Origin of the sequence: Candidimonas humi (genome assembly GCF_019166065.1) — a bacterium.
Taxonomy (GTDB): domain Bacteria; phylum Pseudomonadota; class Gammaproteobacteria; order Burkholderiales; family Burkholderiaceae_B; genus Candidimonas; species Candidimonas humi.
On the sequence record NZ_JAHTBN010000003.1, the window covers coordinates 81,395 to 95,748 of the forward strand.

Genomic DNA, 14,354 nt, shown 5'->3' on the forward strand with positions numbered 1-14,354 from the left:
TTCAAGCGCGTGCAATCTCTATATGCAATCCGGCTGCGGCGGCCATATTCACCAGCGCATCAAGGCCAAACACATTGATTTTGCCGTGCATCAGATCAGAGACGCGGGGCTGGGTCACGCCGAGCAGCTTGGCGGCTTCGGCTTGGCTCATCTTGACGTGGGTTATGTGATGCTTCAGCGCTGTCATGAGGATTGAACGAAGCTTCATGTTTTCAGCTTCTTCCGGAGTGTCCTCGATGGCGTCCCAGATATTGGCAAACCGTTGGCTGTTCATTTGCTTTGCTCCTGCAACAGATCCCGATAACGTTTCGAGGCCAAGTCTATATCTGCTTGGCTGTTTTTTATGTTTTTTCTGAAGGCGGTAGGCCGCGCCGGGAACTCGACCGGTTTGATGAAGGGCATGAGCGATATATACAATATTTGTATATTGCTGCATGCGCCACGCGATGTGCATGTCCATGCACATCAATGTGTAGAAGATAATCGGAACAAAAAAAGCACTCACATGACGTAAGTGCTTTTCCATTGAATTCTTTGGCGGAGCGGACGGGACTCGAACCCGCGACCCCCGGCGTGACAGGCCGGTATTCTAACCAACTGAACTACCGCTCCGCAGCGGCGTATGCTTTCGGTCTCAGCCTATGAGAAGCTGGCGTCCCCTAGGGGATTCGAACCCCTGTACTCACCGTGAAAGGGTGATGTCCTAGGCCTCTAGACGAAGGGGACAGGACGGAAAACTGCGAGCCACATCGGCGTTGTTACAACTAATGCGGCTTCTTCGGCAGACTGGCGATTGGTGGAGGTAAGCGGGATCGAACCGCTGACCTCTTGCATGCCATGCAAGCGCTCTCCCAGCTGAGCTATACCCCCGATATCGGTGCGTCTAGCGAAGAAACGAGATTATGCACGAAACTTTTCCGGAGAGCAAATCGAGGGCGTCGCGATCCGGTTGTCTCGGCTTGGGTGCTGGTGACCGGCGTCATGGCTGCGTCTGCAGGCTGAATCCAGCCAGATACAGGGGGTCGAATCCCCTAGGGGACGCCACCGCTACGCCCATGCGGGCCGAGGCTGTAACAGGGGCAAGTGTCACTCCGTGGGGGTGGCTTGGTTGCTTTGGAATACCGGCCTGTCACGCCGGGGGTCGCAGGTTCGAGCCCCGTCACTGGAATCGTTCTTCAGGCATTGCCCTCAAGAGCACAGCGGATGAGCAGTTCGGCGACGGCGCCTGGGGCCTCGCGCATGGCATTGTGGGCGGTGGGGATGTCGTGGACGCGCCAGCCTGGGTCGGCCTGGAGACGGGCGCGGAGCCCGGTGAAGGGGGTGTCGTCTTCCCATCCGGAGCAGTAAATGAAGTCGCGCCGAGGCACACGGTCGACGGCGCCGGTGAGCCGGATCTTTTGCACGAGGGAGGCGAGGGGGTGGGGACGGCGGCGGGGGTCGCCACCGTGCGGGGCGCGGAAGGGGGGACGGACGGCGTAGCCGGTATCTGCCGCACCTTCGACGAATAAGCGCCGGTAGTTCTCGGTGGTCAGGGACCAGCACGACTCGCCATCTCGCGGAACGTAGGCGTCCAGGTGGATGAGGTGCGAAACGCGGCCGCCGGCGCGGTCGGCGGCGGCGGCGGAGATCACCATTCCGCCGTAGCTGTGGCCGACCAGTGTCGCGTCCGTGATCCGGGCGCGATCCAGGACGCTTACGACGTCGGCGGCGTGAGTATCGAGGTTGGCGCTCGCCACCGTCGCGTCGTCATCATCGGGCCGCAGTCCGGTCAATGTCAGGGCGTGCACGGTATGCCCGGCGCGCTCCAGCAGCGGGGTTACCGCCTCGAATGCCCAGGAACCGTGCCACGCACCGGGCACGAGCACAAATGTGGCCATGGAAATCTCCTTGTTGGATAACGATGCAGGATGGCTCCATTTTCACTGTGCCACGGTATAGCTTGCTACTGATAAACTGCCTCTTTATGCCCATTGGCCGCCAAATGCCCAATCCCGCTGTCGTTACGTCGCAGGTATGGTCATCGGGCGGGCGGCACCTGTGGCCATCGGGCGGCTCCAGTTCGGCGCAGTCGCACGAGCGCGGGCATCTGGTGTATGCGGCCACCGGCCTCTTGACGGTTCATTCCGGCCGCGGCACTTCGGTCGTTCCGGCCAACAGGGTCGCATGGACTCCCGCCGGAAGCCCGCACTGGCACCGCGCCCACGGCGAGACGGACATGCGGATCGTTTTTCTTCCGCCGTTCCTGGCCGGGCGCATGCCGGGCCGGCCGGCGGTGTTCCTGGCTACCGGCCTTGCGCGCGAAGTCCTGCTCGCCCTGACCGGGCCGAGCAATTATGACGGCGCCGTGCCGGGCTATGACGCTCCCGCCCGCGCCCGGCTGCTCCGGGTCCTGGTCGACGAGCTCCAGGAAATACAAGAGCAGCCGCTATACCTGCCGCAGCCCCGGGACAAGCGCTTGCGGGCCATTGCGCGGGCCATGTCCGGAAAACTGGAAGACAATGCCTCGATGGCTGATCTCGGGAAGGCGGTCGGCGCCAGTTCCCGGACCCTCAGCCGGCTGCTGCGCAACGAGCTCGGCATGAGTTTTTATGAATGGCGCACCCATCTGCGCATCTGCCACGCGCTCGTGTTCCTGGCGGAGGGCCGCGACGTCACCCAGACCGCCTACGCCTGCGGATGGGCCAATCCCAGCGGCTTCATCACTGCTTTCACGAACATAATCGGCAGCACTCCGGGCCGCTACCAGGCCGGTCTTCAAGGTACAGCGCACAGCCACTGAGTCTTCGAGGGCGCAAGGAAGGGCGCTGTGCCATCGCCGCCTGGGGAAGCCGGCGCTTCGCCTTTCCAAGGCTGCGGGCGCAACCTCGAAAGCAAGAGCAGCCGTGCAGGATGCCCACGACTCATGGCTGCGTCTATATCGCCCGCCGCGGCCTCATTCGTCTTCGGTCACGCTGCTTTCGGGGCCGCCGGGCCGGTATTTCCGCAGCGCCAGGCCGAGCAGCAACAGCAGGCCGGTCCAGATGAGCACGGGGACGTTGCCCCAGCGGACGTAGGGTGTCAGGCCGGTGGTGCCTTGCACTTCTACGTCCAGTATGCCCTTGCGCAGGGGAGGCAGGGCGGCGCCGACCGAGCCGTCGGGGGCGATGGCGGCGGTGGTGCCGGTGTTGGTGGCGGCGAGCATGGGCCTGGCGGTTTCCAGGGCGCGCATGCGCGCGATCTGCAGGTGCTGGCGCAGGGCCCAGGAATTGCCGAACCAGCCGAGGTTGCTCATGTTGACCAGGATGTTGGCGCCGGGGCCGTGCAGTTCGCTGTCGCGCACGGACTGGATGATTTCTTCGCCGAACAGGTCTTCGTAGCAGATGTCGGGGGCAATGTTCTGGCCGTCGATCACGAACAAGGGCTGGCGCGGCGCGCCGCGGTCGAAGTCGCCCAGCGGGATCTGCAGCAGGTCGATGAACCAGTGGAAGCCGGTGGGCACGAATTCGCCGAAAGGCACCAGGTGGTGCTTGTCGTAGTGCATGCGCAGGGCCCCCGCGCCCAGCGCGGACAGCGGCGTGTAGCGGTCGATGACGATGGCGCTGTTGGTGTAGCGGTCGCGGCCGGCCAGGTTCTTGTGCAGGGGAATGCCCATGAGAATGTCGGCGCCGCGGGCGCGGGCGATCTCCAGCCATTGTTCCCAGACCTGCGGGGCGATGCGGTCCTGGAACACCGGCATGACGGTCTCGGGCAGCACGATGAGATCGGGTTCGCCGTCGCCGGCCTTGGGCGGCAGGGCGGCGAGCCGCAAGTAGGTCTCGATGCCCTGGTTCATGAGCTCGGGGTCGAATTTCTCGGACTGCGGCACGGCGCCCTGCACCAGGCGGACGATCATGGGCTGGCCGTGCGGCTTGAACCATACGACGTGGCCGAGCAGGATGCCGGCCAGGCCGATGACGATGGCGGCCGCCAGGGCGACGGCGGCCGAGGCGTCGTTGTCGCCGTTGCGGGCCCGGGCCATGAGGGCGATGGCGCCGGATGCGAAGGCCGACAGCCATGCCACGCCGTACACGCCGACCACGGGCGCCCAGCTCGCCAGCACGCCTTCGACGTGCGCGTAGCCGATGTTGAGCCAGGGAAAGCCGGTGAACAGCGTGCCGCGCAGCCATTCGGTGGCGGCCCAGGCCGAGGCCCAGACGGCGGCGATCAGCAGTTGCCAGCGGAAGTCGGCATGGCCGTGCAGGTGCCGTCCCGACAGCCAGCGCGATACGGCCGCCGCCAGCGCAGTAAAGAGGGACAGGCCGGCGGCCAGCAGCAGCACGGCGGCGGCGGCCAGCACCGCGGCCAGGCCGCCGTAGCTGTGCATGCTGATGTACAGCCAGTACAGCCCGACCGAGAAGTCGGCCAGGCCGAACCAGAAGCCGGCGGCCGCGGCGCGGCGCGGCGAACTGCTGCCGAAGGCCATGGCCGCCAGTACGGCAAGGGCGAAGATCTGGACGAAGGGCAGGCACCAGGCGGGCAGGGGCCCGGGGGCGAACGACAGGGCGTGCACGGCGCCCAGCAATAGCAAGCCCAGGATGCGCGGCAGGCAGGATTTCAAGGCTTACTCTGTCGGTTGGTCGGCGGATTGGCCCGCTGCGCCGCGCTGCACGTGCAGCCACAGGGCGCGCTTGGCGTCGGCGCCGACCACGGTGATGTCCAGGCCCTGGAAGGCGATGGTTTCGCCGCGCCGCGGTATGTGGCCCAGTTCGGCGGCCAGCCAGCCGCCGATGGTGTCGTAGTCGTCGTCGGGCAAGTCGGTGCCGAAGGCGCGGTTGAAGTCTTCGATTTCGGTGATGGCCATGACGCGCCAGCTATTGCTGCCGGTCTGGAATATGGTTTTCTCGGCGTCTTCGTCGTATTCGTCTTCGATGTCGCCGACGATTTGTTCGAGCACGTCTTCCATGGTGACCAGGCCCGAGGTGCCGCCGTATTCGTCGATGACGATGGCCAGGTGGTTGCGGCTGCTGCGGAAGTCGTGCAGCAGCACGTTGAGCCGCTTGGTCTCGGGAATGAAGACCGCCGGGCGCACCAGCGAGCGCAAGTCTATGGACGGGTTGGTCAGTGACAGCAGCAGGTCTTTGGCGAGCAGGATGCCGATGATGTTGTCGCGGTCGGTTTCGTAGATGGGAAAGCGCGAGTGCCCGGTTTCGATGATTTCGGGCAGCAGCTCGGCCAGCGGCTTGCCGATGTCGAGCATGTCCATCTTGGAGCGCGGCACCATGATGTCGGCCACGGTCTGGTTGGCCACTTCGAGCGCGCCCGAGATCATGGCGTAGGATTCCCCGTCTAGCACCTGCCGGTCGTGCGCGGCTTCCAGTACGGCCTTGATGTCTTCGCGGTCTTCGGGCTCGGGACGCAGGAAGGCGGTGAGCCGGGCCAGCAGCGATCTGGATGGCGTCTTGGCCGGTCGAGGTTCAGGGTCGGAGGGTTTGGAGTCGAGCATTGTCCGCGGGACGGGTCATCGGGCCTTTCAGCATAACCGAAATTGCGCTTCCGGTTGTCGTTCGAGGCCTGCGCCGGGCATAAATTCAGGCGCGATAGGGGTCGGGAATGCCCATTTTGCCGAGGATCCGCGTTTCGATCGCTTCCATCGCCTCGGCTTCGGCGGGGTCGATGTGGTCATGGCCCAGGGCGTGGAGCACGCCGTGCACGACCAGGTGGGCGGCGTGCCACAGCAGCGGCTTGCGCTGTTCGCGGGCCTCGCGGCGCAGCACCGGCACGCACAGCACGATGTCGCCCGCCAGGGTGCCGTCGGGGGCCAGGCCGTATTCGAAGGTCAGTACATTGGTCGCGTAGTCGCGCTGGCGGAATTCGCGGTTCAGGCGCCGGCCTTCGCGCGCGTCGACCAGGCGCAGCGCCAGGGCGGCACGGCGCAGGGCGGGGTCCAGGTCGGGCTCGAGTTCGCGCAGCGCGCGCTCGATCCAGCGGCGCAGGCGCCAGCGCGGCAGTTCGGCGGCGGCGGTGCCGAACTGCACCGACAGGTTCAGTTCAACCGACATGGTCGCCCGCGCGCTCGTAGGCGTCGACGATGCGCGCGACCAGGGGATGGCGCACCACGTCGCGGCTGGTGAATTGGGTCGTGGCGATGCCCTGCACCGAGGCCAACACGTCTACGGCGTGCACCAGGCCGCTGGCCTGCCCGCGCGGCAGGTCCACCTGCGAGGGGTCGCCGTTGATGACGGCCTTGCTACCGAAGCCGATGCGCGTGAGGAACATCTTCATCTGTTCGGGCGTGGTGTTCTGCGCCTCGTCCAGGATGACGAAGGAATGGTTCAGGGTGCGCCCGCGCATATAGGCCAGGGGGGCGATTTCTATCGTCTGCTTTTCGAACAGGCGCTGCACGCGCTCGATGCCCATCAGGTCGTACAGGGCGTCGTAGAGCGGACGAAGGTACGGGTCGACCTTCTGCACCAGGTCGCCGGGCAGGAAGCCCAGCCGCTCGCCGGCTTCCACCGCGGGGCGGGTCAGCACCAGGCGTTGCACGCTTTCGCGTTCCAGCGCGTCGATGGCGCAGGCCACCGCCAGCCAGGTCTTGCCGGTGCCGGCCGGCCCGATGCCGAAGGTGATGTCGTGGCGCAGGATGTTTTCCAGGTATTCGTGCTGGCGCGGGGTGCGCGGCCGCAGGTCGCTGCGGCGCGTGCGCAGGACGATGGCGCCGTTGGCGTCGATGGGCTCGGACGTGCCCTGGGCTTGCTCCTGGGGATTGCCGGCGCCCAGTTCGACCATGCCGAGCTGTATGTCGTCCACCGACAGCGCCTTGTGCACGGCGCGCTGGTGGAACCATTCCAGCGCGCGGCGCGCGGCCTGGGCCTGCTCGCCCTCGATCGAGAAGCGGTTGCCGCGGCGGTTGAGCTTGACGTTCCAGCCGTCGGCGATCTGGCGCAGGTTCTCGTCCAGCGGGCCGCACAGATTGGCCAGGTGCGTGTTGTCGCCGTCCAAGGTGGCGATGATGGGGGGCTGGCGGCGTGGCGCCCGGTTCATAGACTACCCTCCTGTCCTGGTTGCGATATGTTCCACCGCGAGGCAGTCCCGCGATTTTCCGGCAGCTTCGCCGCCGCGCTCATCGAGCCGCCTCCGGCGCAGGCTGGCGCAGCACCATTTCGCCCTTGAGCGTGTTGGTCAGGGCGCGCAGCACGCGCACATCGGCCATGCTGCCGATGAGCCGGGGCTGGCCGGGGAAGTTGATGATGCGGTTGTTTTCGGTGCGGCCCATGAGTTCGCCGGGGTCGCGCCGCGAGGGGCCCTCGACCAGCACGCGCTGCACGCTGCCCACCATGGCTGCGCCGATGGCGGCGGCCTGTTCGTTGATCAGGGCCTGCAGGCGATGCAGGCGCGCCAGTTTTTCGTCCTTGCCGGTGTTGTCTTCGAGATCGGCCGCGGGCGTGCCGGGGCGGCGCGAGTAGACGAAGGAGAACGACTGGTCGAAGCCGATGTCCTCGATCAACTGCAGGGTCTTGGCGAAGTCTTCCTCGGTTTCGCCGGGGAAGCCGACGATGAAGTCGGACGACAGCGTCAGCCCGGGCCGCGCGGCGCGCAGGCGGCGCACGATGGACTTGAATTCCAGCGTGGTGTAGCCGCGCTTCATGGCCGCCAGCACGCGGTCGCTGCCGGCTTGCACGGGCAAGTGCAGGAAGGGCACCAGCTTGGGCAGCTTGCCGTGCGCCTCGATCAGGCGCGAGGTCATTTCCTTGGGGTGCGAAGTGGTGTAGCGGATGCGCTCGATGCCGGGGATCTCGTGCACGTATTCCAGCAGCATGGCGAAGTCCGCGATTTCGTCGGTATCGCCCATGGCGCCGCGGTAGGCGTTCACGTTCTGCCCCAGCAGCGTCACTTCGCGCACGCCCTGGTCGGCCAGGTCGGCGACCTCGACCAGCACGTCGTCGAAGGGGCGCGAGATCTCGGCGCCGCGCGTATAGGGCACGACGCAGAAGCTGCAATACTTGCTGCAGCCTTCCATGATGGATACGAAGGCCGTGGGGCCCTCGACGCGGGCCGGGGGCAGGGCGTCGAATTTCTCGATCTCGGGGAAGCTGATGTCGACTTGCGGCTCGCCCGAGGCCTTGCGCCGCGCGATCAGGTCGGGCAGGCGATGCAGCGTCTGCGGGCCGAACACCACGTCCACATAGGGTGCGCGGCGCACGATCTCGGCGCCTTCCTGGCTGGCCACGCAGCCGCCCACGCCTATCACCAGGCCCGGCTTGTTCTGCTTCAGGTGCCGCACCCGGCCCAGGTCGGAAAACACTTTTTCCTGGGCCTTTTCGCGTATCGAACAGGTGTTGAACAGGATCACGTCCGCTTCTTCGGGGTCTTGCGTGAGTTCCAGCCCCTGCGCTTCGCGCAGCACGTCGGCCATTTTCTCGGAGTCGTACTCGTTCATCTGGCAGCCGAAGGTGCGGATGAACAGCTTGCGAGCGGGGGATTGCGTCGTGGACCCGGCGTCGTTCGGCGCCAGGGCCGCCAGGACGTTTTCGATGCCGGCCATGGCCGGTTGCGCAGCCGCGGGCGTCGCGCCCGGCCGCTTGAGGGAGATTTCTTGCATGGCGTCAGCCGTGACGGGTGTATATCCCGCGGGCTCGTTGGTTATAGGGGAAAGCGCTTATTTTACCTTGCGGCCTGGGCACTGGGCCCGGGAAGGGCCTTGGCGGGCCATTAATACGGGCCGTTTACGACGGGCCGCTTGCTCCGGGCCATGCCTGGCTGGAGGGACTCGCCGGTTTGCGGCGAGCCCCAGGCCGGATCGTTCAGCCGAGTTCGGCGCGCGGGTCGTCTTTCTTGACCTGCCTGACGAGGTCTTCGCGCTTGACGCCCATCCACATGGCCAGGGCGGCGGCCACGAACACGGACGAATAAATACCGAACCAGATACCGATGGTCAGGGCCAGCGAGAAGTAGTGCAGGGTGGGGCCGCCGAAGAAGAACATCGACAGCACCATCATCTGCGTCGAACCGTGGGTGATGATGGTGCGCGAGATCGTCTGGGTAATGGCGCCGTCGATGATTTCGCGCACCGGCGCCTTGCGCTGCTTGCGGAAGTTTTCGCGGATCCGGTCCATGATGACCACGGATTCGTTCACGGAATAGCCCAGCACCGCCAGCACCCCGGCCAGCACCGAGAGTGAGAATTCCCACTGGAAGAAGGCGAAGAAGCCCAGGATGATCACCACGTCGTGCAGGTTGGCGATCACGCCGGAGACGGCGAATTTCCATTCGAACCGCAAACTCAGGTAGATGATGATGCCCACCACCACGCAGAGCAGGGCCATCAGGCCGTTGTGTGCCAGTTCCTGGCCCACCTGCGGCCCGACGTATTCCACGCTGCGCAGTTCGACGTCGGGGGTCTGGGCCTTGAGCACCTTGAGTACGGCTTCGCTTTGCGCCGCCGAGGTCTGGCCGTGGGCCAGCGGCAGGCGGATCATCACGTCGCGCGAGGTGCCGAAGTTCTGCACCTGGAAGTCTTTGTAGCCGAGCGTGTCGACCGCGTCGCGGATCTTGTCCACCTGGGCGGTCTGGGCGTAATGCACTTCCATCACGGTGCCGCCGGTGAATTCGATCGACAGATGGAAGCCCCGGGTGACGATGAAGAACACCGCGGCAATGAACGTCAGCAGGCTGATGATGTTGAGCACCAGCGCATTGCGCATGAACGGGATGGTGCGGTGGATGCGAAAGAATTCCATGGTCAGTCCTTGGTGGTATTGGGCTTCCAGACTTGCCCGATGGAAATACTGCGCAGCTTGCGGCGGCGCCCATACCATAGATTGGCCAGTGCTCGCACCCCCACCACCGACGAGAACATCGAGGTCAGGATGCCTATGCAGTGCACCACGGCGAAGCCGCGGATCGGGCCCGTGCCGAAGGCCAGCAGCGACAGGCCGACGATGAGCGTGGTCAGGTTCGAGTCGAAGATGGTGTCCCAGGCGCGCTCGAAGCCCAGCTGTATGGCCCGTTGCGGCGTGTCGCCGTTGCGCAGTTCCTCGCGGATGCGCTCGTTGATGAGCACGTTCGAGTCGATGGCCATGCCCAGCGTCAGCGCGATAGCCGCGATGCCGGGCAGGGTCAGCGTCGCCTGCAGCATCGACAGCACTGCCAGCAGCAGCAGCACGTTGAAGGCCAGCCCCAGGGTGGAGAACACGCCGAACAGCCTGTAGTACAGGATGATGAAGACGGCGATGCCCAGGAAGCCGTACAGGGTCGAGTCGAAGCCCTTCCTGATGTTGTCGGCGCCCAGGCTGGGGCCGATGGTGCGTTCTTCGATGATGTTCATGGGCGCCGCCAGGGCGCCGGCGCGCAGCAGCAGGGCGGTGTCGGCGGCTTCTTGGGGCCCCATGCTGCCGGTGATCTGCACCTGGCCGCCGGGGATTTCGCTGCGGATGACCGGCGCGGTCACGACTTCGCCCTTGCCGTTCTCGAACAGGATGATGGCCATGCGCTTGCCGATGTTGTCGCGCGTGACATCGCGGAAGATGCGCGCGCCCTTGGCGTCCAGCGTCAGGTTGACCGAGGGCTGCTGGGTCTGCGGGTCGCGGCCCGGCTGCGCGTCCTGCAGGTTTTCGCCTGTCAGGATGACTTGCCGGCGCACCAGCAGGGGCCGGCCGTCATGGTCTTTGTAGCGTTCCAGGCCGAAGGGCACGGTGCCGGCCGCCAGGGCCGCCATGGCGCTGGGCGAGTCGTCGACCATGCGGATCTGCAGCGTGGCGGTGCGGCCCAGGATTTCCTTGGCCTTGGCGACGTCCTGCACGCCGGGAAGTTCGACCACGATGCGGTCGGCGCCCTGCTGCTGGATCACAGGCTCGGACACGCCGAGCTCGTTGATACGGTTGTGCAGGGTGGTGATGTTCTGCTTCAGCGCGTTGTTCTGGATCTGGATGGCGGCGTTGTCGGTGAGCTTGCCGACCAGCGGATATTTGCCGCCGTTGGGCTGGCCGTTGGTGAAGGCGATCTCGGGCATGCGGCGGCGCAGGTCGGACAGCGCCTTGCCGCGGTCGTCGTCGCTGTCGAACTTGGCGACGATGGTCAGTTCGGAGCGGTCCACGTTGGCATTCTTGATGTCGGCCTCGCGCAGGTTGGTGCGCAGGTCGCTGGCCAGCGAATCGAGCCGGCCCGTCAGGGCGCCGTGCATGTCGACTTGCAGCAGGAAGTGCACGCCGCCGCGCAGGTCCAGGCCCAGGTACATGGGGTGCGCGCCCAGGGCCGACAGCCAGTTGGGCGAGGCCGAGACCAGGTTCAGGGCCACGGTGTAGCCAGGGTCGGACGGATCGGGGTCGAGCGCTTTTTCGATGACGTCCTTGGCCTTGAGCTGCAGGTCGGTGTTGGCAAAGCGCACCCGCACCGAGCCGGAAGGGCCGCTTTGCTCGAAGTAGGCGCCGGTGGTGGGGATATTGTCGTGTTGCAGGATGTCCTGGACGCGCTCGAGCGTCTGGTTGTCGACCTTGACCGTGGATTTCGCGCCGGCGATCTGCACCGCGGGCGACTCGCCGAAGAAATTGGGCAGCGTATACAGGATGCCTATCAGGACGGCGGCCAGGACGGTCAGGTACTTCCAGAGAGGGTAGCGGTTCATGGTCGATCGGGGCAGGGGCGTCGAGGACGAGCCCCGGCACGGACGGTGCCGGGGAAGAGACGTGGGGCGCTTAGAGCGCCTTGATGGTGCCCTTGGGCAGCACCGAGGTTACCGCGGAGCGCTGCAGCACGGTTTCCACGGGCTTGTCGGCGATGTTGGAAATTTCGAGCGTGATGTAGCTGTCGCTGACCTTGGTGATCTTGCCCAGCATGCCGCCGCTGGTGATGACTTCGTCGCCCTTGGCGAGCGCCGCAACCATGTTGCGCTGCTCTTTCTGGCGCTTCATTTGCGGACGTATCATCAGGAAATAGAGAATCACGAACATCAGGATGATGGGCAGCATGCCCATCAACGCGTTTTCTCCGCCGGCTGCGCTGCCGGCCTGGGCGACCATGGTATTCAGTGTGTCTAGAGCGAGCATTCGGGACTCCGGGTTCTTTTAATAAACTCACTATTGTAGCGATATCTGGCTCATTCGATGCCGCGCGCCCGATCGCGCTCGAAGCCGGCGCGCCACTGGGCGAATCTGCCGGCCTGGATCGCCTCGCGCATCTCCTGCATCAGGTCCAGGTAGAAATGCAGGTTGTGCAGGGTATTGAGGCGCGCGCCGGTGATCTCGTTGGCGCGCTGCAGGTGGTGCAGATAGGCGCGCGAGAAGTGCCCGCAGGTGTGGCAGCCGCAATCCGGGTCCAGCGGCCGGGTGTCGTCGCGGTAGCGCGCGTTGCGGATCTTGATGTCGCCGTAGCGGGTGAACAGCCAGCCGTTGCGGGCGTTGCGGGTCGGCATTACGCAGTCGAACATGTCCACGCCGCGGCTCACGCCCTCGACCAGGTCTTCGGGCGTGCCCACGCCCATCAGGTAGCGCGGCGCCGCCGCCGGCAGGCGCGGGGCCACATGGGCCAGCACCCGCAGCATTTCTTCCTTGGGTTCACCCACCGACAGGCCGCCTATGGCATAGCCGTGGAAACCGATGTCGACCAGGCCCTGCAGGGATTCGTCGCGCAGTTCCTCGAACATGCCCCCCTGCACGATGCCGAACAGGGCGTTGGGGTTGGCCAGTTCGTCGAAGGCGGTGCGCGAGCGACGCGCCCAGCGCAGCGACATGCGCATCGAGCGCGCCGCCTCTTCGGCGGTGGCCGGGCGCCCGTCGATGGAGTAGGGGGTGCACTCGTCGAACACCATGGCGATGTCGGAATTCAGCGCGCGCTGGATGCGCATCGATTCCTCGGGCGTCAGGAACAGCCGGGCGCCGTCTATGGGCGAGGCGAATTTCACGCCTTCTTCGGTGATCTTGCGCAGGCCGTTCAGGCTGAAGACCTGGAAGCCGCCCGAATCGGTCAGTATGGGTTTTTGCCACTGCATGAAGCCATGCAGCCCGCCGTGGGCCTGCATGACCTCGGTGCCGGGCCGCAGCCACAGGTGGAAGGTATTGCCCAGCACGATCTGGGCGCCGATCTGTTCGAGTTCGTGCGGCAGCATGGCCTTGACGCTGCCGTAGGTGCCCACCGGCATGAAGATGGGCGTCTCGACAATGCCGTGGTTCAGCGTAATGCGGCCGCGGCGGGCCGCGCCGTCGGTGGCCAGGAGTTCGAATTGCAGACCGGTCATGACTGGGGAGACTCTATGAACATGGCGTCGCCGTAGCTGAAGAAGCGGTAGCGTTCGGCGACCGCGTGGGCGTAGGCGCGGCGGATCGGCTCCATGCCGGCCAGCGCCGAGACCAGCATCAGCAGGGTGGACTGCGGCAGGTGGAAGTTGGTGATCAGGGCGTCGATCGCCCGGTACTGGTAGCCGGGGGTGATGAACAGCTTGGTGTCGCCCTCGACCGGGCCCATGGCGTGCGGGTCCTGCGCGGCGGCCGATTCCAGGGCCCGCACGCTGGTGGTGCCGACGGCGACGATGCGGCCGCCGGCCTCGCGGGTGGCGCGTATCAGTTCCAGGGTCTCGGCCGGAACCACATAGCGCTCGGAATGCATCACGTGGGCGCTCAGGTCTTGCACGCGCACCGGCTGGAAGGTGCCGGCGCCCACGTGCAGGGTGACGAAGGCGCGGCGCACGCCCTGCGCCGCCAGGCGGTCGAGCATGGGCTGGTCGAAATGCAGCCCCGCGGTGGGGGCGGCCACGGCGCCCGGCTCGCGGGCGTAGACCGTCTGGTAGCGTTCATCGTCTTCCTGCGCGGCGGCGTGGGTGATATAGGGCGGCAGCGGCGTGCTGCCGTGGCGTTCCAGCAGGTCCAGCACGCGTTCCGGGAATTCCAGCTCGAACAGCTCGCCTTCGCGCCCGAGCACCTGCGCCGTGAAAGCGTCTTCCAGCCGCAGCGCGCTGCCGGCCTTGGGGGATTTGCTGGCGCGTACGTGGGCCAGCGCCCGCGTGGGGGCGGTGATGCGTTCGACCAGCACTTCGACCCGTCCGCCGCTGTCCTTGCTGCCGCGCAGCCTGGCCTTGATGACGCGGGTGTCGTTGAACACCAGCAGGTCGCCGGCGCGCAGCAGCCCGGGCAGGTCGGTGAAGCGCAGATCGTGCAGGCGCGATTGGGCGTCCAGGCGCAGCAGGCGGCTGCCGCTGCGTTCGGCTGCGGGCGATTGGGCAATGAGTTCGGGAGGCAGGTCGTAGTCGAACTGCGAAAGTTCTAGTTTGGGGTTCACGCGGGGGAATCGGGAGTGCGGGGCGGATGCCGCCCCGAGGAATTGGCAACAGGGCACTATTTTAGTTTAGTCGCGGGCCGGGCGCGTCCGCGGCGCAGCGCCGTCCGTCCCGCCGTCCTTTGTTCCCCCGT

Annotated in this window: 13 protein-coding genes and 3 tRNA genes; 1 reads left to right on the plus strand and 15 read right to left on the minus strand. The window is 65.9% G+C overall.

Going from position 1 to position 14,354, the window contains the following annotated elements:
* Position 1 precedes the first annotated feature (1 nt).
* The 5 genes from KVP10_RS07320 to KVP10_RS07340 form a co-directional block, all read right to left on the minus strand.
* Entirely contained in the window at positions 2 to 274 is a 273-nt protein-coding gene (locus KVP10_RS07320) for a helix-turn-helix domain-containing protein (protein WP_217964492.1), read from the minus strand.
* A gap of 261 nt (positions 275 to 535) precedes the next feature.
* Positions 536 to 612, minus strand: a tRNA-Asp gene (locus tag KVP10_RS07325).
* Between the two features lie 38 nt (positions 613 to 650).
* Positions 651 to 726: transfer RNA gene (locus KVP10_RS07330), tRNA-Glu, on the minus strand.
* 68 nt (positions 727 to 794) lie between these two features.
* Positions 795 to 870, minus strand: a tRNA-Ala gene (locus KVP10_RS07335).
* Positions 871 to 1,175: 305 nt separating this feature from the next.
* Positions 1,176 to 1,877, minus strand: coding sequence for an alpha/beta fold hydrolase (locus tag KVP10_RS07340; RefSeq protein WP_217963920.1), 702 nt, complete (start codon positions 1,875 to 1,877; stop codon positions 1,176 to 1,178).
* 104 nt (positions 1,878 to 1,981) lie between these two features.
* On the opposite strand from KVP10_RS07340, the gene KVP10_RS07345 reads away from it, so the two are divergent.
* Positions 1,982 to 2,779 carry an AraC family transcriptional regulator gene (locus tag KVP10_RS07345; RefSeq protein WP_217963921.1) on the plus strand — a complete coding sequence of 266 codons (798 nt, stop codon included), beginning with the start codon at positions 1,982 to 1,984 and terminating at the stop codon, positions 2,777 to 2,779.
* 153 nt (positions 2,780 to 2,932) lie between these two features.
* On the opposite strand, the gene lnt is transcribed toward KVP10_RS07345, so the two are convergent.
* From lnt to queA, 10 genes are all read right to left on the minus strand, one after another.
* Positions 2,933 to 4,576 (minus strand): apolipoprotein N-acyltransferase, encoded by a 1,644-nt coding sequence (gene lnt / locus KVP10_RS07350; protein ID WP_246600467.1) that lies wholly within the window; start codon positions 4,574 to 4,576, stop codon positions 2,933 to 2,935.
* 3 nt (positions 4,577 to 4,579) lie between these two features.
* Positions 4,580 to 5,461 (minus strand): CorC family transporter, encoded by an 882-nt coding sequence (locus KVP10_RS07355; RefSeq protein WP_217963922.1) that lies wholly within the window; start codon positions 5,459 to 5,461, stop codon positions 4,580 to 4,582.
* Positions 5,462 to 5,546: 85 nt separating this feature from the next.
* Positions 5,547 to 6,017, minus strand: a complete 471-nt coding sequence (gene ybeY, locus KVP10_RS07360; RefSeq protein ID WP_217963923.1) for an rRNA maturation RNase YbeY — start codon at positions 6,015 to 6,017, stop codon at positions 5,547 to 5,549.
* The gene (locus KVP10_RS07365) at positions 6,007 to 6,999 is read right to left on the minus strand and encodes a PhoH family protein (protein ID WP_217963924.1); all 993 of its coding nucleotides are present in this window, start codon (positions 6,997 to 6,999) and stop codon (positions 6,007 to 6,009) included. Before KVP10_RS07365 ends, ybeY begins: the two co-directional genes overlap by 11 nt.
* Before the next feature lie 79 nt (positions 7,000 to 7,078).
* The gene (gene miaB / locus KVP10_RS07370; protein WP_217963926.1) at positions 7,079 to 8,557 is read right to left on the minus strand and encodes a tRNA (N6-isopentenyl adenosine(37)-C2)-methylthiotransferase MiaB; all 1,479 of its coding nucleotides are present in this window, start codon (positions 8,555 to 8,557) and stop codon (positions 7,079 to 7,081) included.
* 202 nt (positions 8,558 to 8,759) lie between these two features.
* Positions 8,760 to 9,695, minus strand: a complete 936-nt coding sequence (gene secF, locus KVP10_RS07375; protein ID WP_217963927.1) for a protein translocase subunit SecF — start codon at positions 9,693 to 9,695, stop codon at positions 8,760 to 8,762.
* Positions 9,696 to 9,697: 2 nt separating this feature from the next.
* Positions 9,698 to 11,578: a protein translocase subunit SecD gene (secD, locus tag KVP10_RS07380; RefSeq protein WP_217963928.1), complete on the minus strand. Its 1,881-nt coding sequence runs from the start codon at positions 11,576 to 11,578 to the stop codon at positions 9,698 to 9,700.
* A gap of 70 nt (positions 11,579 to 11,648) precedes the next feature.
* A complete protein-coding gene (yajC, locus tag KVP10_RS07385; RefSeq protein WP_217963930.1) occupies positions 11,649 to 11,999 on the minus strand; it encodes a preprotein translocase subunit YajC in 351 nt (116 codons plus the stop codon).
* Positions 12,000 to 12,049: 50 nt separating this feature from the next.
* Positions 12,050 to 13,186, minus strand: a complete 1,137-nt coding sequence (tgt, locus tag KVP10_RS07390) for a tRNA guanosine(34) transglycosylase Tgt (protein WP_217963933.1) — start codon at positions 13,184 to 13,186, stop codon at positions 12,050 to 12,052.
* A complete protein-coding gene (gene queA, locus KVP10_RS07395; protein ID WP_217963935.1) occupies positions 13,183 to 14,223 on the minus strand; it encodes a tRNA preQ1(34) S-adenosylmethionine ribosyltransferase-isomerase QueA in 1,041 nt (346 codons plus the stop codon). The genes tgt and queA overlap by 4 nt, the downstream gene beginning before the upstream one ends.
* Positions 14,224 to 14,354 lie beyond the last annotated feature (131 nt).

Coding starts and splice junctions, on each gene's coding strand:
- yajC (WP_217963930.1), bottom strand. CDS start 11,999: ATGCTCGCTCTAGACACACTGAATACCATGGTCGCCCAGGCCGGCAGC.
- tgt (WP_217963933.1), bottom strand. CDS start 13,186: ATGACCGGTCTGCAATTCGAACTCCTGGCCACCGACGGCGCGGCCCGC.
- KVP10_RS07365 (WP_217963924.1), bottom strand. CDS start 6,999: ATGAACCGGGCGCCACGCCGCCAGCCCCCCATCATCGCCACCTTGGAC.
- secD (WP_217963928.1), bottom strand. CDS start 11,578: ATGAACCGCTACCCTCTCTGGAAGTACCTGACCGTCCTGGCCGCCGTC.
- KVP10_RS07355 (WP_217963922.1), bottom strand. CDS start 5,461: ATGCTCGACTCCAAACCCTCCGACCCTGAACCTCGACCGGCCAAGACG.
- KVP10_RS07345 (WP_217963921.1), top strand. CDS start 1,982: ATGCCCAATCCCGCTGTCGTTACGTCGCAGGTATGGTCATCGGGCGGG.
- miaB (WP_217963926.1), bottom strand. CDS start 8,557: ATGCAAGAAATCTCCCTCAAGCGGCCGGGCGCGACGCCCGCGGCTGCG.
- KVP10_RS07320 (WP_217964492.1), bottom strand. CDS start 274: ATGAACAGCCAACGGTTTGCCAATATCTGGGACGCCATCGAGGACACT.
- KVP10_RS07340 (WP_217963920.1), bottom strand. CDS start 1,877: ATGGCCACATTTGTGCTCGTGCCCGGTGCGTGGCACGGTTCCTGGGCA.
- ybeY (WP_217963923.1), bottom strand. CDS start 6,017: ATGTCGGTTGAACTGAACCTGTCGGTGCAGTTCGGCACCGCCGCCGCC.
- secF (WP_217963927.1), bottom strand. CDS start 9,695: ATGGAATTCTTTCGCATCCACCGCACCATCCCGTTCATGCGCAATGCG.